This window comes from Kitasatospora mediocidica KCTC 9733 (assembly GCF_000744225.1).
GTDB classification, from domain to species: domain Bacteria; phylum Actinomycetota; class Actinomycetes; order Streptomycetales; family Streptomycetaceae; genus Kitasatospora; species Kitasatospora mediocidica.
The window spans coordinates 926777-946394 of sequence record NZ_JQLN01000007.1 but is presented as its reverse complement, the minus strand read 5'-3'; the positions used below and the strand labels follow the sequence as shown (position 1 = coordinate 946394).

The following is a 19618-nucleotide window of genomic DNA, read 5'->3' as shown; positions in this document are numbered from 1 at the left end:
GGGAACGCCCCCGCCACCCGAACGCACTTGTCCGAAACCACAGCGCTCTGCATGTTTATACCTCCCGCCGCGTGACGTTCCGCACATAGGTCGAGGTGGCCGGGTCGCTCTACCATCGCCGAGAGGCGCACCGGACCCGCAGGTCCAGCGCCTGAGGCCGCCCCTGAGGGGTGGAATCACAGGCGCTCTCCGAGGCGCTGCGCCGGTGCTCGTTTCCGCCTTGTTTCGGGCCGCGGGACACCGGGCACACTTGGGGGAGCGTGAGGATGAGAAGTTGTCTCTCCCCGTTGCCATTACCGGCCGGTAACAGCCTCTGACCTGGGGTTGTGTCCGCCATGTGGACGACAGATTCCACTTTCCGGGATGTGCGGCATCATGTAACCTGCACGAAATCGCAGAGGGCCAACGTCGTCCCTGTTGCACATGCACCTCTTGCCAAAGACGACGACGGGAGAGCCGATGCTGTCCGCATCCATGCACTCCGCCAACGAGCCCGAGCAGGCCGGCGCCGCGCGCCGCCCGTATGCGCTCGTTCCGGATGCCCGACCTGCTGCTCAGGGCCTGTACGACCCGCGAAACGAGCACGACGCCTGTGGCGTCGGCTTCGTTGCCACGCTGACCGGCATCGCCGATCACAAGATCGTCGAGCAGGCGCTCACCGTCCTGCGCAACCTGGAGCACCGCGGCGCCACCGGCGCCGAGCCGGACTCCGGTGACGGCGCGGGCATCCTGACGCAGGTCCCGGACGCATTCCTGCGCTCCCAGGTCGCCTTCGAACTCCCCGCCGCCGGCGCCTACGCCGTCGGCATCGCCTTCCTCCCCGACGACGACGCGGCCGACGCGGCCGCCGTGGCGCAGATCGAGGCCATCGCCGCCGAGGAGGACGTCACCGTCCTGGGCTGGCGCGACGTCCCGGTCGCCCCCGACCTGCTCGGCGCCACCGCCCGCTCGGTGATGCCGCGCTTCCGTCAGGTGTTCCTCAGCCACGCGACGCGCACCGGCATCGAGCTGGACCGGATCGGCTTCGTCGTGCGCAAGCGCGCCGAGCGTGAGGCCGGGGTGTACTTCCCCTCGCTCTCCGCCCGGACCATCGTCTACAAGGGCATGCTCACCACCGGGCAGCTGGAGCCGTTCTTCCCTGACCTGTCGGACCGGCTCTACGCCTCCGCGATCGGGCTGATCCACTCCCGCTTCTCCACCAACACCTTCCCGAGCTGGCCGCTCGCCCACCCGTACCGCTTCGTCGCGCACAACGGCGAGATCAACACGGTCAAGGGCAACCGGAACTGGATGACCGCCCGGGAGTCCCAGCTCGCCACCGACCTGATCCCCGGTGACCTCTCCCGGATCTTCCCGGTCTGCACCCCGGACCACTCCGACTCGGCCTCCTTCGACGAGGTCCTGGAGCTGCTGCACCTCGGTGGGCGCTCGCTGCCGCACTCGGTGCTGATGATGATCCCGGAGGCCTGGGAGAACCACGCCACCATGGACCCGGCCCGGCGGGCCTTCTACCAGTACCACTCCAACCTGATGGAGCCCTGGGACGGCCCGGCCTGCGTCACCTTCACCGACGGCACCCAGATCGGCGCGGTCCTGGACCGCAACGGCCTGCGCCCGGCCCGTTACTGGGTCACCGAGGACGGCCTGGTCGTGCTCTCCTCCGAGGTCGGCGTGCTCGACATCGACCAGGAGAAGGTCGTCAAGAAGGGCCGCCTGCAGCCCGGCAAGATGTTCCTCATCGACACCGAGCAGCAGCGGATCGTCGAGGACGAGGAGGTCAAGGCCGCCCTCGCCGCCGAGTACCCGTACGAGGAGTGGGTGGCCGCCGGGCAGATCCAGCTCTCCAAGCTGCCCGAGCGCGAGCACATCGCGCACACCCACGCCTCGGTGACGCGCCGTCAGCAGACCTTCGGTTACACCGAGGAGGAGCTGCGGGTCATCCTGGCGCCGATGGCCAAGACCGGCGGCGAACCGCTCGGCTCGATGGGCACCGACAGCCCGATCGCCGCGCTCTCCGAGAAGCCCCGGCTGCTCTTCGACTACTTCATCCAGCTCTTCGCGCAGGTCACCAACCCGCCGCTGGACGCCATCCGCGAGGAGCTCGTCACCTCGCTGCTGAGCAACCTCGGTCCGGAGGGCAACCTGCTGGCCGCCGAATCGGCCGCCTGCCGCTCGGTCGGCATGCCGTTCCCGGTGATCGACAACGACGAGCTGGCCAAGCTCATCCACATCAACGCCGACGGCGACCAGCCGGGCCTGAAGGCCGTCACGCTCTCCGGCCTCTACCGGGTCTCCGGTGGCGGCGAGGCGCTGGCCGCCCGCCTGAAGGCCATAGCGGACGAGGCGGACGCCGCGATCGCGGACGGCACCCGCATCATCGTCCTGTCCGACCGTCACTCGGACGCCGAGCACGCGCCGATCCCCTCGCTGCTGCTCACCTCCGCCGTGCACCACCACCTGATCCGCACCAAGCAGCGCACCAGGGTCTCGCTGCTGGTCGAGGCCGGCGACGTCCGCGAGGTCCACCACGTGGCCCTGCTGGTCGGCTACGGCGCGGGCGCGATCAACCCCTACCTGGCGATGGAGACGGTCGAGGACCTGGTCGCCCAGGGCACCTTCCTGACCGGCGTCGACCCGCAGAAGGCGATCCGCAACCTGATCAAGGCGCTCGGCAAGGGCGTCCTGAAGGTGATGTCCAAGATGGGCATCTCCACCGTCGCCTCCTACCGCGGCGCGCAGGTCTTCGAGGTCATCGGCCTCTCCCAGGAGACGGTCGACAGCTACTTCTCCGGCACCACCACCAAGCTCGGCGGCATCGGCCTGGAGGAGATCGCCAAGGAGGTCGCCGCCCGGCACGCCAAGGCCTACCCGGCCTCCGGCATCTCCGCGGCGCACCGCGCGCTGGACATCGGCGGCGAGTACCAGTGGCGCCGCGAGGGCGAGCCGCACCTGTTCGACCCGGACACGGTCTTCCGGCTGCAGCACTCCACCCGCACCCGGCGCTACGACATCTTCAAGCAGTACACCGAGCGGGTGAACGAGCAGTCCGAGCGCCTGATGACGCTGCGCGGCCTGTTCAAGCTGGACGCCGGCGCCCGCACCCCGATCTCCGTCGACGAGGTCGAGCCGGTCTCCGAGATCGTCAAGCGCTTCTCCACCGGCGCGATGTCCTACGGCTCCATCTCGATGGAGGCGCACGAGACGCTGGCCATCGCGATGAACCGCCTGGGCGGCAAGTCCAACACCGGTGAGGGCGGCGAGGACCCGGAGCGCCTGTACGACCCCGAGCGCCGCTCGGCGATCAAGCAGGTCGCCTCCGGCCGGTTCGGCGTCACCTCCGAGTACCTGGTCAACGCGGACGACATCCAGATCAAGATGGCCCAGGGCGCCAAGCCCGGCGAGGGCGGCCAGCTGCCCGGCCACAAGGTCTACCCGTGGGTCGCCAAGACCCGGCACTCCACCCCGGGCGTCGGCCTGATCTCCCCGCCGCCGCACCACGACATCTACTCCATCGAGGACCTGGCTCAGCTGATCCACGACCTCAAGAACGCCAACCCGGCGGCCCGCATCCACGTGAAGCTGGTTTCCGAGGTCGGCGTGGGCACGGTCGCGGCCGGCGTCTCCAAGGCGCACGCGGACGTGGTGCTGGTCTCCGGCCACGACGGCGGCACCGGCGCCTCCCCGCTCACCAGCCTCAAGCACGCGGGCGGCCCCTGGGAGCTCGGCCTCGCCGAGACCCAGCAGACCCTGCTGCTGAACGGCCTGCGCGACCGGATCGTGGTGCAGACCGACGGCCAGCTCAAGACCGGCCGCGACGTCGTGATCGCCGCGCTGCTCGGCGCCGAGGAGTTCGGCTTCGCCACCGCGCCGCTGGTGGTCTCCGGCTGCATCATGATGCGGGTCTGCCACCTGGACACCTGCCCGGTCGGAGTCGCCACCCAGAACCCGGTGCTGCGCGAACGCTTCTCCGGCAAGCCCGAGTTCGTGGTGAACTTCTTCGAGTTCATCGCCGAGGAGGTCCGCGAGATCCTCGCCGAGCTGGGCTTCCGCAGCATCGAGGAGGCCGTCGGCCACGCCGAGCACATCGACGCGGCCGCCGCCATCTCGCACTGGAAGGCCGCGGGCCTGGACCTGGCCCCGCTGCTGCACGTCCCCGAGCTGCCCGAGGGCGCGTCCCTGCACAACACCACCGGGCAGGACCACTCGCTGGACAAGGCGCTCGACAACCAGCTGATCGAGCTGGCCGAGGACGCCCTGGAGCGCGGCGACGCGGTCCGCATCCAGCTGCCGATCCGCAACGTCAACCGCACGGTCGGCACCATGCTCGGCCACCAGGTGACCAAGCGCTACCGCGGCGAGGGCCTGCCCGAGGGGACCATCGACGTCACCTTCACCGGCAGCGCCGGCCAGTCCTTCGGCGCCTTCGTGCCGCGCGGCGTCACGCTGCGGCTGGAGGGCGACGCGAACGACTACGTCGGCAAGGGCCTGTCCGGCGGCGTGATCGTGGTCCGCCCGGCCCGCGACGCGGCCGCGATCGGCGCCGACGCCCAGCACCACGTGATCGCCGGCAACACCATCGGCTACGGCGCCACCGGCGGCCGGATCCACCTGCGCGGCAAGGCCGGCGAGCGCTTCGCCGTCCGCAACTCCGGTGCCACCCTGGTCGTCGAGGGCGTGGGCGACCACGCCCTGGAGTACATGACCGGCGGACGGGTCGTCATCCTCGGCGAGACCGGCCGCAACCTGGCCGCGGGGATGTCCGGCGGTATCGCGTACGTGCTGGACCTGCGTCCGGCCAACGTCAACGACGGCATGGTGGGCATCGAGGCCCCCAGCGCCGACGACCGGGCGTGGCTGCGCGAGACCGTCCAGCAGCACTACGAGGAGACCGGCTCCACCGCGGCCGCCGAGCTCCTGGCCGACTGGGGCAGTGGGGTCTCCCGCTTCTCCAAGATCATGCCGACCGACTACAAGGCCGTGCTCGCCGCCAAGGACGCCGCTGAGCGAGACGGACTCTCCGAGTCCGAGACCACCCGCAAGATGATGGAGGCGGCACATGGCTGACCCCAAGGGCTTCCTGACGACCCCGAAGCAGCTGGCCGAGCGCCGCCCGGTCGACGTGCGACTGCGGGACTGGAACGAGGTCTACGTCGAGCGCAGCCTGCTGCCGATCATCACCAAGCAGGCCGGCCGCTGCATGGACTGTGGCATCCCGTTCTGCCACAACGGCTGCCCGCTGGGCAACCTGATCCCCGAGTGGAACGACCTCTCCTACCGGGAGGACTGGACCGGGGCGATCGAGCGGCTGCACGCGACCAACAACTTCCCGGAGTTCACCGGGCGGCTGTGCCCGGCGCCGTGCGAGTCGGCCTGCGTGCTGGGGATCAACCAGGACGCGGTGACCATCAAGAACGTCGAGGTCACCATCATCGACAAGGCCTGGGACAACGGCGGGGTCACCCCGCAGGTCCCGGAGCGGCTCTCGGGCAAGACGGTCGCGGTCGTCGGCTCGGGCCCGGCCGGCCTCGCGGTGGCCCAGCAGCTCACCCGGGCCGGGCACACCGTGGTGGTGTACGAGCGCGCCGACCGGATCGGCGGCCTGCTGCGCTACGGCATCCCCGAGTTCAAGATGGAGAAGCGCCACATCAACCGCCGCATCGAGCAGATGCGCGCGGAGGGCACCCGCTTCCGCACCGGCGTCAGCGTCGGCGAGGACATCACCGGCCAGCAGCTGCGCGAGCGCTTCGACGCCGTCGTGGTCGCCGCCGGTGCCACCACCGCCCGTGACCTGCCCGTCCCCGGACGGGAGTTGAAGGGCATCCACCAGGCGATGGAGTACCTGCCGCTGGCCAACAAGGTGCAGGAGGGCGACTTCGTCGAGCCGCCGATCAGCGCCAAGGGCAAGCACGTCATCGTCATCGGCGGCGGCGACACCGGCGCGGACTGCCTGGGCACCGCCCTGCGCCAGGGCGCGGCCTCGGTCACCCAGCTGGAGATCATGCCCCGCCCCGGCGACGACCGCCCGACCGGCCAGCCCTGGCCGACCATGCCGATGCTCTACAAGGTCACCTCCGCCCACGAGGAGGGCGGTGAGCGCGTGTACAGCGTGAACACCACCCACTTCAGCGGTGACGAGGACGGCAACGTGGCCGAACTCCACCTGGTGGAGGTCGAGTTCAAGGACGGCCGGTTCCAGTCGATCGAGGGCACCGAGCGGTCGATCCCGGCCCAGCTGGTCACCCTGGCGATGGGCTTCACCGGCACCGACACCGGCAACGGCCTGGTGGAGCAGCTGGGCGTCGACCTCGACGCCCGCGGCAACATCAACCGCGACCGCGTTTTCGCGACCAACGTGCCGGGCGTGTACGTTTGTGGTGACGCGGGCCGTGGCCAGTCGCTGATCGTGTGGGCGATCGCGGAGGGCCGCTCGGCCGCTGCGGCCGTTGACACCTACCTGGGCGGCAAGACCGCGCTGCCCGCCCCGATCCGCCCGACCGACCGCCCCCTGGTGGTCTGAGAAGGCTCCCGAAAAAAACCCTCCCGCACACCGCCCGGTTCGCCGGGCAGCACCAACCGCCACCCGTCAGCGCTGCCGGACGCGGTCATACGGCGCCTGTTCCCTCCCCGACCAAGCTGGGGGCAGGCGCCGTTTCGTGTGCCCACCGCCGAGCGCAGGAGCCGGGAGAACTCTCAGGCCGCTCCCGATTCCCGGCGCCATCCGGGCATGGCAGACTGCGGCCTTGAACGGTTCCAGGGGAGGAGACCGGCATTGAGTGGCACGGCGCAGACCGGAGGCGGGGTGACGGTACGTCGGCTGCTCCTGGGGTCCCAGCTGCGACGCCTGCGAGAGGCCAAGGGCGTCAGCCGCGAGGACGCGGGGTACGAGATCAGGGCCTCGGAGTCCAAGATCGGACGGATGGAGCTGGGCCGGGTCAGCTTCAAGGAGCGCGACGTCGCGGACCTGCTGACGCTCTACGGCGTCGGGGACGCGCACCGGCGCGACGAGCTGCTCGGCATGGTCCGCTCGGCCAACGCCGTCCCCTGGTGGCACGAGTACGCCGACGTGGTGCCGTCCTGGTTCCAGACCTACCTGGGCTTCGAGGAGGCGGCCGGCGCCGTCTCCTCCTACGAGGTGCAGCACGTGCCCGGCCTGCTGCAGACCGAGGAGTACGCCCGCGCGGTGATCCGGCTCGGTTCGCACAGCGCCCCCGCCGAGGAGATCGAGCGCCGGGTGGAGGTGCGGATGCGCCGCCAGCGGCTGCTGGCCGATGACGCCGGGCCCCGGCTGCTGACCGTGATCGACGAGGCCGCGCTGCGCCGGCCCCGCGGCGGGCCCGAGGTCATGCGCGGTCAGCTGGCCCGCTTGCTGGAACTGGCCGAAACGCCCCGGATCGAGCTGCAGGTGATGCCGCTGGGCTTCGACGGGCTGTCGGCCGAGAGCGGCGCGTTCTCGGTGCTGAGCTTCCCCGAGCCGGACCTGGGCGACGTCGTCTACCTGGAGCAGTTCACCACCGCGCTCTACCTGGACAGGCCGCGCGAGGTCGCCGAGTACGTGGCCACCCTGGAGCGCCTGCGGGTGGACAGCCTGAGTCCGGAGCGAAGCTGGGAGCTTCTTGAAGGTTTGCTCCAAGAAGCCTGACAGATCAGTAGGATGATTATTGGTCAGGTCTTGCGAAGGGGAGCCCCATGTCCTATTTTTCGGAACTCGCGCTGCAGTACATCGACGGCGAGTGGCGCCCGGGCAACGGCTCCTGGGACGTCGTGGACATCAACCCCTTCAACGGCGAGAAGCTGGCGGCGATCACCGTCGCCACCGTCGCCGAGGTGGACCAGGCCTACCGGGCTGCCGAGCGCGCGCAGAAGTCCTGGGCCCAGCTGAACCCCTACGCCCGCCGGCTCGTCTTCGAGCGCGCGCTGCGGGTGATCGAGGAGCGCGAGCAGGAGATCACCGAGCTCATCATCGCCGAGCTCGGTGGCACACACCTCAAGGCCGCCTTCGAACTCTCGCTCTCCAGGGACATGCTGCGCGAGTGCCTGCAGCTGTCGCTGCGCGCCGAGGGCCGGATCCTGCCCTCGCCGGTGGACGGCAAGGAGAACCGGCTCTACCGCCTGCCGGTCGGCGTGGTCGGGGTGATCAGCCCCTTCAACTTCCCGCTCCTCCTCTCGCTGAAGTCCGTCGCGCCCGCCCTCGCGCTCGGCAACGGCGTTGTCCTCAAGCCGCACCAGGACGCCCCGATCACCGGTGGCACGCTGATCGCGAAGATCTTCGAGGAGGCCGGCCTGCCGCCGGGCCTGCTCAACGTGGTGGTCACCGACATCGCCGAGATCGGCGACGCGCTGATCGAGCACCCCGTCCCCAAGGTGATCGCCTTCACCGGCTCGGACAAGGTCGGCCGGCACGTCGCGACCGTTGCCGCCTCGCACTTCAAGCGCTCGATCCTCGAACTCGGCGGCAACAGCGCGCTGATCGTCCTGGACGACGCCGACCTCGACTACGCGGTGGACGCCGCCGTCTTCAGCCGCTTCGCCCACCAGGGCCAGGTCTGCATGGCCGCCAACCGGGTGCTGGTCGACCGCAGCGTGCTGGCCGACTTCACCGAGCGCTTCGTGCGCAAGGTCGCCTCGCTCACGGTCGGCGACCCGAGCGACCCGCGCACCCAGCTCGGTCCGCTGATCAACATCACCCAGGCCGAGTCGCTCACCGCCCAGGTCGACCAGGCCGTCGCCGACGGCGCCACGGTGCTGCTGCGCGGCACCACGACGGGCACCCTGATGGAGCCGGTGGTGCTCACCGGGATCGCCGCCGGCGCACCGATCCTGCAGCGCGAGCTCTTCGGCCCGGTCGTCCTGCTGGTCCCCTTCGACGGCGAGGAGGAGGCGGTGGCGCTCGCCAACGACACGCCGTTCGGCCTCAGCGGCGCCGTGCACACCGGCGACGTCGAGCGCGGCGTGCGGGTGGCGCAGCGGATCGAGACCGGCATGATCCACGTCAACGACGGGACCATCCACGACGAGCCGGTGGTGCCGTTCGGCGGGGAGAAGAACTCCGGGCTGGGGCGGCTGAACGGCGAGTCCACCGTGGACGCCTTCACCACGCTGAAGTGGATCTCGATCCAGCACGGGCGCAGCCGCTTCCCGTTCTGAGCCGCGGCGACCTGATAGGAAATGCCGGAAAACCGGGCATACCATCGCAGAAGGACGTCGATGGGAGGCCAGGAATGACCAAGCGACCGACGGGAAAGATGACCAGGCTCCGCCGCGGAACCCAGGAGCTGCTGGAGGGCCGCGGTCTGATGACCGCGGCGGGCGGCGGCAAACCAGGGGACTTCGGGCCGCTGCTGCACGGCGGCCCGCACGGCGCCGGGAGCACACCGGCCTACGGCGGCTACGCCGCGCTGAGCGGCGGCGCCACCTTCGGCCACGGCGGCCGCCGGATGCCCGCCACCCCGGCGATGACGGGCGCGCTGCCCGCGCACGCCGAGCTGAAGGGCCACCGGCACCGCGGGGCCGAGCACCACTCCGCGCACTGAGGAGGCACCCGCGCCGAGCGGGTCCGGCCGCTGCCGGACGGGCGGCCTACGGCAGCTTGTCCAGCACCAGCCGGACCCGCTCGGAGAACTCCGCCCCCGGCGGCGTTCCGTCCGGCTCCAGACGCCACCACGAGCCGGCGCGCTCGTAGCGGTCCAACTCGGCCGGCACCACCGCGCCCACCACGCCGCGCAGCCGCTCCGCGGTGTCCGGACCGATCCGCGCGCCCACCCCCTCCACCAGCAGCCGGGCGGTCCGCTCGTCCGGCTCCGGCCAGCCTGACGCCAGCACGCGGGCGTGCTGCTCCGCCAGCTCCCGGCGCAGCTGCGCCGCCAGGCCCACCCCGGCGCCCTGCACGGGCCCGCGGTCGCCGGTGGCCTCGGACCCCGAGAAGGTCAGCCCCAGCACCGCGCCCGCCGCGTACAGCCCGACCACCACCACCGGCGCCCAGACACCGGCGTGGCCCACCAGCGCCGCCACCAGCCCCAGCGCGCCGCCCCCGGCGCCCAGGTAGTGCGGCCGCGAGCCGAACCAGGCCGGCCAGCCGCGTCTACTGGTACCCACGGATCTCCTCGAACACGCTGCTCAGGTCGCCCGAAGCACCGTCGAACAGCTGGCCGCCGGTGGTGTCCGCGATGCCCTGCAACTGCGGCTTCGCAGCGTCGCCGAAGAGGATCGGGAACACCGGCACCGCCTGGCCCGAGGGCGGCAGCGCCTTGTAGAACGTCGCGAAGTCCGAATCCGAGGCCCCCTCGTTGCTCTCGCCGTCCGTCATCAGCACGATCGACGTGAAGCGGTCGTCCTGCGCGGCGGCCTGCTGCTGCGCGACGAGCTTGTAGGCCTCCTCCAGCGTGCTGTAGATCGCCGTGCCACCACCCGCCGACAGGCTCTGCACGTCCGAGCGGATCGCCGCCAGCGCCGCGTCCGGCGCCTGGTCCGGCACGTCGTGGGTGTGCTCCCACTTCACCGCGTCGGCGAAGGAGATCAGCGTGACCTGCTCCCGGTCGCGGAACGGCACCACCGCCCCCGAGGCGCCGGTGCCCGTCAGCCGGGTCAGCGCCGCCTGTAGGTCGGCCAGCCGCGCCCCGGCCATCGAACCCGAGGTGTCCAGCACGTAGACCGTCCGAGACGGGCGCCGCAGCTGGTTCTGGTACGCCGACAGCAGCGCGTCCGCCACCGCCCGGCTGCCCGGGAACGGCAGCTCCGGCCGGACGTCCGTCGCCAGCCCCGCACCCGGCGCGACGCCCGCGGCCACCGGCCGGCGCTCGGTCTCGTCCGAGATCCTGCGCTGCACGTCGTCCCGCAGCAGATAGGCGGTCAATCGCTGGAACGCGTCCTTGGCCGGCTGGCTCGCCGAATTCAGCAGCGTCAGCGGGTAGTTCGCCGAGACCACGCCGTCCGAGGGCCGGATCACGGTCAGCTGGGCGGCGGCCGGCAGCGTCCGGTTCAGCTCCAGCAGCACCGACTCGTAGTTCACCAGCGCCCCCACCTGCACCCCCGAGCCGCCCTGCGCCGTGCGCTGGTAGGCCTGCGCCAGCCAGCCCGAGGAGCCCGAGGTCAGCTGCTGGCCGGCGAAGAACTGCCGCAGCGCGGGCGACGCCTTGGTGACGTCGGCCTGGGTCAGCGCGGACTGCGCCCCGGAGAACGCGGAGGCCAGCCCCACCAGCGCGGAGAGGCCCGAGTTGGAGCGCGAGGGGTCCGTCATGCCGAAGGTCAGCTTCTGCGCCGCCACCGCCTGGCCGATCTGCGACCAGGTCACCTTGGCCGGGTCCCAGCCCAGCGAAGCCAGCTCCGAGCTGCGCACCCCCAGCGCCACCGGCGAGACCATCACGGGTGTCTCCGACAGCAGGTTGGCGCCGCCCGCCGGATCCAGCCGCAGGTAGCGGTTGGACGCGAACCAGAGCGCGTCGTAACTGCCGGTGGCCTTGCCCGAGGTGACGGTGTCCGCGCCGTCCAGGGTGCCGGTGTAGGTGAACTGGACGTTCACCCCCGTCGCCTTGCGCGCATCGTCCAGGATCGGCTGCATGTCCTGCAGCTCGCTGCCCGCCAGCACCCGCAGCGTCACCGCCGAGCCGGAGGCCGGCGGCGCGGCCGAACCGCTGCCCGCGGCCGAGGCGCTCGCCCCGCCCGAGCCGCCCGTGCCGCCGGAGGGGCCCGGGGCCGGCTTCGGCGAGGGCGAGTCGCACCCGGCGACCGCCGCCAGCACCAGCGCCAGCACGCCGACCAGCCCGCGCCGCCACAGGCCGCCCCAGCCCGGTGCTCCCCGCGTGCCCCGCGTTCTCGGTATCGCCGCCGCCGGCATCGCCGCTCCCCGTATCGGTCCCACTGTCGCCGTCATCAGCCCGTCCCCTCGGCGGCAGCCACCAGTTGCCGCATCACCGGCGTCGCGGGGATCGCCACCTGTGCCACCCCGGCCTGCGCCAGGTCCGGCGCGAACCCCTTGGTCTTCACCGTCGCCATCGCCCGCCCGAACGCCGTGGGATCGCCCGACGGACGGAACCCCAGCCTGGCCTCCAGGCTCTGGAGCTTCGGATCGTCCCGCAGCGCGACCGCCAGGGCGCTCGCCGCCGGCGTCAACTCGACCAGCGTGTGGTCACTCAGGAAGGTGGTGTCCGGGTAGAGCAGCACCGTGTCGTCCGGCAGCGTCCCCTTCGATGCCTCGGCCGCCACCTGCGATTCGTACACCCAGACCAGCGGATTGCCCACCCCCGAGATGAAGTTGCGGAACGGGCCGTCAGTGCTGGGGAGTTGGGCGCCCTGGATCTCGGTGAGATGCCGCAACAGCGGGGCGGTGCGCGTCACCCCGGCCTGGTCCGACACCACGTTGCCGCCGTTCGCCAGGTAGGACATCACCGCCAGGTGCAGCGCACCCGAGGACGAGGAGGCCGGATCGGTGGTGGTGATGTACACCAGCCCGCTCAGCGACGGGTCGCTCGCCGCGCCCGGCAGGCTCTGCCAGGTCACGTTGGACTCCAGCGCCTTCAGGTAGGCGCCCATCCTGAACGTCCAGACGTCCGAGGGGGACTTGACGGCCATCTGGTCCGCCAGGAGCAGCTGCGCGGTCGACCGGCGCGCCACGATCACCAGCGGCGAGTAGAACGGCCGTACCGGCACCGGGTTGAGGCCCTTGATGTCGTTGGCCACCACCGAACTGGCCGGGAACGCGAAGTCGTCGCCGTGCAGGCTCTGGCCGTTCATCTCCAACGACCCCGCCGAGGCCGCGTCCACCACCAACCCCTTGGCGCGCAGGGCCTTCTGCACGTCCGCGTCGCGGAAGAAGTCGGCCTTCTCCGAGCCGATCACCCCGTGCAGGGTGGCCGGTGAAACCGGCGGTCCGCCGCCCGGTCCGGCGCAACAGCTGCGCCAGACCACCACAGCCACGCCGGCGACCAGCGCCAGCGCGACGAACACCCCCAGCAGACGCCTCATTGGCACGCTCTTCCCCCTGGTCGAGTCATCCCGGGACCCGGCGCCTGCCGCCCCCACGCCGGCCGGAACCAGAGCCTCCCGCCGCGGCCCGAGCAGCGGCCGACGCCGGCGTGAACCAGGGGTGAACAGGCCTTCACGAAATCGCATCAGCGTCACGTCGGCTGTCCGAACTCCAGCACCAACTCAGGTAAAGCGCAACAGATGTCACCTGTCGTCAGGAAGTTGGGCCAAGCTTCCGGCAACCGTCATCCGGCCGTCCGCGAGCGGGTCGTTGTTACGCGCCGGTAATGCGTACGCTCAGTCCCATGCGCCGAGCAAAAATCGTCTGTACTCTCGGGCCCGCCACCGACTCGTACGACCAGATCAAGGCCCTGGTCGACGCCGGAATGGACATCGCCCGCTTCAATCTGAGCCACGGCTCCCACATCGAGCACGAGGAGCGCTACCGCCGGGTCCGCAAGGCCGCGGACGAGACCGGCCGCAGCGTCGGCATCCTGGTCGATCTCCAAGGCCCGAAGATTCGCCTGGACAAATTCGCCGAGGGGCCGGTACTCCTTGAACGCGGCGACGAGTTCACCATCACGGTGGAGGACGTCCCCGGCGACAAGGAGATCTGCGGCACCACCTACAAGGGACTCGCCGGGGACGTCTCGCGCGGCGAGCGCATCCTCGTCGACGACGGCCGGGTCTGCCTGGAGGTCACCCACGTCGACGGACCCCGGGTGCACTGCATCGTCATCGAAGGGGGCCTGGTCTCCGACCACAAGGGCCTCAACCTCCCCGGAGTCGCCGTCTCGGTGCCCGCGCTCAGCGACAAAGACGTCGCCGACCTGCGCTGGGCCCTGCGGATCGGCGCCGACCTGATCGCCCTCTCCTTCGTCCGCAGCGGCAAGGACATCGAGGACGTGCACACCGTGATGCGCGAGGAGGGACGTTTCCTCCCCGTCATCGCCAAGGTGGAGAAGCCGCAGGCGGTCGACAACCTCGAATCGATCGTCGACGCCTTCGACGCCATCATGGTCGCCCGCGGCGACCTGGGCGTGGAGATGCCGCTGGAGCAGGTGCCGCTGGTCCAGAAGCGCGCCATCAAGCTGGCCAAGCGCAACGCCAAGCCGGTCATCGTCGCCACCCAGATGCTGGACTCGATGATCAACGCCTCGCGGCCGACCCGCGCCGAGGCCTCGGACGTCGCCAACGCGGTGCTGGACGGCACCGACGCGGTGATGCTCTCCGGGGAGACCTCGGTCGGCAAGTACCCGGTCGAGACGGTCAAGACCATGGGCCGGATCATCGAGGCAGCGGAGGAGGAGGTCCTGGCAGCCGGCCTGCCGCCGCTGACCGTCCGCAACAAGCCCCGCACCCAGGGCGGCGCGGTGGCCCGCGCGGCGGCCGAGATCGGCGACTTCCTCAACGCCAAGTACCTGATCGCCTTCACCCAGAGCGGCGACACCGCGCGCCGGCTGACCCGCTACCGCTCGCCGATCCCAGTCCTCGCCTTCACCTACGAGCCGTCGGTGCGCAGTCAGTTGGCCCTCACCTGGGGTGTCGAGACGTTCCTCGGCCCGTTCGTGCCGACCACCGACGAGATGGTCGCCCAGGTGGACGCCCAACTGCTCAGCCTGGGCCGCTGCCAGCGTGGCGACATCGTCATCATCACCGCCGGCTCCCCGCCCGGACTGGCCGGCTCCACCAACCTGGTGCGGGTGCACCACGTGGGTGAGCTCGACAACTGATCCACCCCGCACGGCCCCTGCCGGCGGCGCCCTCCCGACCTGGGAGGACGCCGCCGGCTGCTGTTTGCGCGCCGCCGGCTGCTGTTTGCGCGACGACCGGATCCGTTTGCGCGACGACCGCTTCCGTTTGTGCGACGATCTCCGTCCCGGCGTAGGCATCGTGTCAAAGTCGCAACACGACCCTTGACACTTTGCTTGATTGCCCCCACTGGGGGCAGGGCCGAAACTCTAGGGACACCGGCGGGTCGAGCGCCGGTCGGGCTTCCACCGCTGCCACCACTCACCACGCCGGCCTGCCCCCACGGGCCGCAGCCTCCGCCCGCGACCCCACCCAGGGACCCGCCGGCCGATCTACCAGAGGTGACCATTGACCGCCATATCCGTGGATCAGTCCGTGAAGCGCCTGCCGTCCCCCAGGCGGGTACGCCTCATGCCACTGGTCGCGCTGATCTTCTTCAGCGTCTCCGGAGGCGCTTACGGTATCGAGCAGCTCTTCTCCACCTCCGGGCCCGGAATGGCCATCCTGCTGATCGTCGTCACCCCGCTCGTGTACAGCGTCCCCAACGCGCTGATCTGCGCCGAGCTCGGTACCGCCATCCCCGTCGAGGGCGGCTACTACCACTGGGTGAAGAAGGGCCTCGGCAAGTTCTGGGGATTCCAGCAGGGCATCCTGCAGTGGATCTGCAGCTTCGTGGACATGGCGCTCTACCCCGTCCTGTTCACCAGCTACCTGCAGAGCCTGGTCTCCGCCGTCGCACCCGGCAAGCACGTGCTCTTCAGCGTCGGGCACTTCCAGTTCGACCTGAACTGGTTCATCTGCCTCGCGGTCATCGCCGTCTTCACCGGGGTGAACCTGCTCGGCGCCGGCTGGGTCGGCGAGTCCTCGGTGGTCTTCGCGCTGATCTGCCTGACCCCGATGCTGATCCTCACCGTCGTCGGCGTCGCCCACCTGGCCAGCCACGGCATCAACCCGGTCAGCTCGCTGACGAGTTCGTCCGACCAGTCCACCTTCAACGCCTTCGGCTCCGGCCTGTTCATCGTGATGTGGAACTACTCCGGCTGGGACAGCGTCTCGAACGTCGCCGGCGAGATGGAGAACCCGCGCAAGCACCTGCCCCGGGCGCTCTCCATCGCGATGGTCCTGATCATGGTCGGCTACCTGCTGCCCTCGATCGCCTCCCTCGCCACCGGCTCGGACGGTGACGCCGGCTGGAAGAGCTGGCAGGCCGGCTCGTTCTCCGACGTCGCCAAGCAGCTGGCCGGCCCCTGGCTCCAGGTCACCGTCACCGTCGGCGGGATGTTCGCGGCCGTCGCCATGTTCTCGGCGCTGCTCGCCTCCAACTCCCGCCTCCCGCTGGTCCTCGCCCAGGACGGCTACTTCCCGCGCTGGGTGGCCAAGGAGTCCCGCCGCTACCGGATGCCGATCGTCTCGATCATCGGCTCCTCGGCGATCTACGCACTGTTCTGCCTCAGCAGCTTCACCAACCTGGTCATCTTCGACGTCTTCCTGACCAACATCGGCATCCTGCTGGAGGTCGCCGCGCTGATCGCGCTGCGGATCAAGGAGCCCGACATGGAGCGCCCGTACAAGATCCCGGGCGGCTGGCTCAGCATCGGTGGCATCGTGCTCTGCCTGGGCAGCATCTGCGGCTGGGCGGCCTGGGAGCAGTACTCGCAGAACGGGACCCAGGCGGTCACCTACTGCCTGATCATCGTCGTCGGCTCCTGCCTGCTCTACCTCCCGCTGGAGCGCTGGCGGGCCCGCAAGGCCCGGCACGACCCCTCGCTCGACCTCAGCCCCGGCACCCCCGCGTACGCGCAGTGGCTGACCGAGGCGACGGCCCACGCGCTGGTCGGACGCAACTGACCTGTCACGTCCGCTGCTCCGAGATCCCCCGACCGCCCCCACGCGGCCGGGGGATCTCGGCGTGGCGCCTTCCGCGGCGCGTTCCGGGCTCCGACCTCGGGCTTACGAGCTGTCATTCCGTTCGACCGGAACGACACATCCTGCATCCTGCTCCGGGCCGGTATGAGCGGATAGCGTCCAGTTATGACCAACAGTTTCGCTCTGCACATTCCCGACGCCGTTCTGGAACCCGAGCCGCTGGACCCCTCGCAGATCGTCTCCGGCACCCCCGAGGTCACCGGAAAGGTGCTCTGGGAGTCCGAGGACGGCCGGCAGGCACGCGGAATCTGGCAGATCACCCCGGGCGTGGTCACCGACACGGAGGCCGACGAGCTGTTCGTGGTGATCAGCGGCCGCGCCACCGTCGAGATCGAGGGCGGCCCCACGCTGGAGGTCGGCCCCGGCGACCTCGCCGTCCTGCACGAGGGCGACCGGACGGTCTGGACGGTGCACGAGACGCTCCGCAAGGCGTACGTGATCACGTCGTCGGGCTGACCCCACCGCCTCAGCGCGCCCCCGCACCGAACCCCCACGCCCACGCAAAGAAGGTACGACCCCGTGGATCCCGTCCTCTCCCTCAAGGACGTCCAGCCCACCCCGTTCTGGCTGGACGACCCCGCGCGACCGCAGGCCCACTCCGCCCTGGTGGGGGACGCCCGCTGCGACCTGCTGGTGGTCGGCGGCGGCTACAGCGGTCTGTGGACCGCCCTGATCGCCAAGGAGCGCGACCCCTCGCTCGACGTCGTCCTGATCGAGGGCAAGGAGGTCGGCTGGGCGGCCTCCGGGCGCAACGGCGGCTTCTGCGCGGCCAGCCTCACCCACGGGCTCGGCAACGGCCTGGACCGCTGGCCCGACGAGCTGGAGCGCCTGGAGCACCTCGGCGCCAAGAACCTCCAGGCCATCGAGGACAGCGTCCGGCGCTACGGCATCGACTGCGACTGGGAGCGCACCGGCGAGATCGACGTCGCGACCGAGCCCTACCAGCTCAACGACCTGCACGAACTCGCCGAGCTGGCGAAGAAGTTCGGCGCCGACTGCGAGGTGCTCGACACCGACGCGATGCGCGCCCAGGTCAACTCGCCGACGTACCTGGGCGGGTTCTGGGACAAGGACGGCGTCGCCATGGTCAACCCGGCCAAGCTCGCCTGGGGCCTCAAGCAGGCCTGCCTGGACCAGGGCGTGCGGATCTTCGAGCACACCGTCGCCACCGACATCGCCGAGTCCGGCACCGGGATGGCCGTGCGGACGACGTACGGACGGGTCTTCGCCCGCCGGGTCGCGCTCGGCACGAACGTCTTCCCCTCGCTGGTGCGCCGGGTCCGCCCGTACGTCGTGCCGGTCTACGACTACGCGCTGATGACCGAGCCTTTGAGCGCCGAGCAGCTCGCCTCGATCGGCTGGCAGAACCGGCAGGGGCTGGGCGACAGCGCCAACCAGTTCCACTACTACCGGCTCTCGGCCGACAACCGGATCCTGTGGGGCGGCTACGACGCCATCTACAACTTCGGCGGCAAGGTCCGCGCCGAGTACGACCAGCGCCCGCAGACCAACCGCACGCTGGCCACGCACTTCTTCCAGACCTTCCCCCAGCTGGAGGGCCTGCGCTTCACCCACGCCTGGGGCGGCGCGATCGACACCTGCACCCGGTTCTCGGCGTTCTTCGACACCGCCTACCAGGGCAAGGTCGCCTACGCGGCCGGCTACACCGGCCTCGGCGTCGGCGCCACCCGCTTCGGGGCGGAGGTGATGCTCGACCTGCTCGGCGGCGAGCAGACCGAGCGCACGGCCCTGGAGATGGTCCGCCGCAAGCCGCTCCCGTTCCCCCCGGAGCCGGTGCGCTGGGCGGGCATCGAGCTGACCAAGTGGTCGCTCGACCGCGCCGACCACAACGCGGGGCGCCGCAACCTGTGGCTGAAGACGCTGGACCGGCTGGGGTTGGGCTTCGACAGCTGAGCATGGTCGAGCTGGACTGCTGACTGACCCGGCGTGCCCTGGCGCCGGGTCAGTCAGCTTTTGGGCCCGATGTGCTCGTCCATGAGCGCGACGGAGGCGCGTCGGGCGACGGAGACGTTGACCCCGCCGGCCGTTCGCGGCGTGGCCTTCCACTCCACGCCGACGGCATCGAGCGTGTCGGTGAAGATGCGGATGATGTCGGTGGACGTGTTGGTGAAGAAGTACCGCGGGTACTCGTGGCGCTTGATCTCGTCCTTGACGCTCCGAGTAGCCCAGTTGACGATCCGACACCCGTCTGAGTGGATCAGCCCGCGCAGCAGCTCCCAGGGGTGCGAGTCGACGATCGCCTGCTGCCAGGGCGCCAGGGCTATCAGGCGCTCGTGCTTCTTGCCGGGGCCGTGCTGGGGGAAGAGGCAGGGCCAGTGCTTGCTGGTGCTCACTACTGACGTACAGCCAGGTGCCGGTACCCGGCACACACTGTTGGTCGGCATGACTGCCTTCATTGCTCGCGCGCACTCCTCGATGAGGTCGGGCCACGCGTTCCCGCACGCAATGCGCAGTGCGTAGACGTTCTTGCGACCGGGGCTGAGGCATCCGTCGCCGAGATAGAGGCCGAGAAGGTAGGCATAAGTGTCCTCCGGTCGATCCGGGTGGAGGCATCCCGAGCCGACCGGGCATTCCGCCGTCATTGAGGGACGCCGGGTGATTCTCATCGTCCACTCGCGGACGGAGTACCGCGAGATCCCGGTGGCTCGGCTTACCTCACTGAGGGTCAGGCCGGAGCTGTGGAGTGCAACGGCGCGTCGCCGTGTGTCCATGTCGTACATGGATCGAACGATCCGCAGTGAAGGGCTTTTGCGTGCGGACTTGGTGGGATCCCCACCTGAAATGATGAAGATCGCCAACCAATACGCTGCCCTTATACCTTCGAATCGAAGGAAAGGTACCCCGGGTGGGATTCGAACCCACGCTGGATGGTGTTTGAGACCACTGCCTCTACCGCTGGGCTACCGGGGCATGCTTCGGAATCGAAGGTTTCCCCCGACCCTGAGTGACCTAAACATACAGG

13 protein-coding genes and 1 tRNA gene are annotated in these 19618 nt (G+C 70.3%); 9 read left to right on the top strand and 5 right to left on the bottom strand.

The features are described 5' to 3' along the window. The first annotated feature begins 459 nt into the window (after positions 1 to 459). The 5 genes from gltB to BS80_RS34370 all read left to right on the top strand — a co-directional run bounded on the left by gltB (position 460) and on the right by BS80_RS34370 (position 9530). Positions 460 to 5064: a glutamate synthase large subunit gene (gltB, locus tag BS80_RS34390; protein ID WP_232246756.1), complete on the top strand. Its 4605-nt coding sequence runs from the start codon at positions 460 to 462 to the stop codon at positions 5062 to 5064. Continuing rightward, positions 5057 to 6517, top strand: coding sequence for a glutamate synthase subunit beta (locus BS80_RS34385; RefSeq protein WP_035805394.1), 1461 nt, complete (start codon positions 5057 to 5059; stop codon positions 6515 to 6517). The genes gltB and BS80_RS34385 overlap by 8 nt, the downstream gene beginning before the upstream one ends. A gap of 252 nt (positions 6518 to 6769) precedes the next feature. After that, on the top strand, positions 6770 to 7639 hold the full coding sequence (locus BS80_RS34380; RefSeq protein WP_035805392.1) for a helix-turn-helix domain-containing protein: 870 nt from the start codon (positions 6770 to 6772) through the stop codon (positions 7637 to 7639). A 47-nt stretch (positions 7640 to 7686) separates the two neighbouring features. Further along, entirely contained in the window at positions 7687 to 9144 is a 1458-nt protein-coding gene (locus tag BS80_RS34375; protein WP_035805391.1) for an aldehyde dehydrogenase family protein, read from the top strand. A gap of 74 nt (positions 9145 to 9218) precedes the next feature. Further along, positions 9219 to 9530 (top strand): hypothetical protein, encoded by a 312-nt coding sequence (locus BS80_RS34370; RefSeq protein ID WP_157536757.1) that lies wholly within the window; start codon positions 9219 to 9221, stop codon positions 9528 to 9530. Between the two features lie 46 nt (positions 9531 to 9576). On the opposite strand, the gene BS80_RS34365 is transcribed toward BS80_RS34370, so the two are convergent. Genes BS80_RS34365 through BS80_RS34355 form a run of 3 tightly spaced genes read right to left on the bottom strand, consistent with a single transcriptional unit; the run spans position 9577 to position 12957 of the window. After that, positions 9577 to 10092, bottom strand: coding sequence for a hypothetical protein (locus tag BS80_RS34365; RefSeq protein WP_035805389.1), 516 nt, complete (start codon positions 10090 to 10092; stop codon positions 9577 to 9579). Next, the gene (locus BS80_RS34360; protein WP_232246755.1) at positions 10079 to 11866 is read right to left on the bottom strand and encodes a vWA domain-containing protein; all 1788 of its coding nucleotides are present in this window, start codon (positions 11864 to 11866) and stop codon (positions 10079 to 10081) included. Before BS80_RS34360 ends, BS80_RS34365 begins: the two co-directional genes overlap by 14 nt. After that, on the bottom strand, positions 11866 to 12957 hold the full coding sequence (locus BS80_RS34355; protein WP_035805386.1) for a hypothetical protein: 1092 nt from the start codon (positions 12955 to 12957) through the stop codon (positions 11866 to 11868). Before BS80_RS34355 ends, BS80_RS34360 begins: the two co-directional genes overlap by 1 nt. Before the next feature lie 305 nt (positions 12958 to 13262). Here BS80_RS34355 and pyk point away from each other — a divergent pair, with 305 nt between their 5' ends. From pyk to BS80_RS34335, 4 genes are all read left to right on the top strand, one after another. Then, entirely contained in the window at positions 13263 to 14690 is a 1428-nt protein-coding gene (gene pyk, locus BS80_RS34350; protein ID WP_035805384.1) for a pyruvate kinase, read from the top strand. A gap of 430 nt (positions 14691 to 15120) precedes the next feature. After that, positions 15121 to 16557, top strand: coding sequence for an APC family permease (locus tag BS80_RS34345; protein WP_051967581.1), 1437 nt, complete (start codon positions 15121 to 15123; stop codon positions 16555 to 16557). Between the two features lie 183 nt (positions 16558 to 16740). Beyond that, positions 16741 to 17091: a cupin domain-containing protein gene (locus BS80_RS34340; protein WP_035805381.1), complete on the top strand. Its 351-nt coding sequence runs from the start codon at positions 16741 to 16743 to the stop codon at positions 17089 to 17091. Between the two features lie 63 nt (positions 17092 to 17154). Further along, complete coding sequence (locus BS80_RS34335) at positions 17155 to 18549, top strand: NAD(P)/FAD-dependent oxidoreductase (protein ID WP_035805379.1); 1395 nt, start codon at positions 17155 to 17157, stop codon at positions 18547 to 18549. Positions 18550 to 18602: 53 nt separating this feature from the next. Here the strand turns inward: BS80_RS34335 and BS80_RS43955 are convergent, their stop codons facing one another. Next, positions 18603 to 18989: a hypothetical protein gene (locus tag BS80_RS43955; protein WP_332262218.1), complete on the bottom strand. Its 387-nt coding sequence runs from the start codon at positions 18987 to 18989 to the stop codon at positions 18603 to 18605. A gap of 504 nt (positions 18990 to 19493) precedes the next feature. After that, positions 19494 to 19566 (bottom strand) — tRNA-Leu (locus tag BS80_RS34325). Between the last annotated feature and the right edge of the window lie 52 nt (positions 19567 to 19618).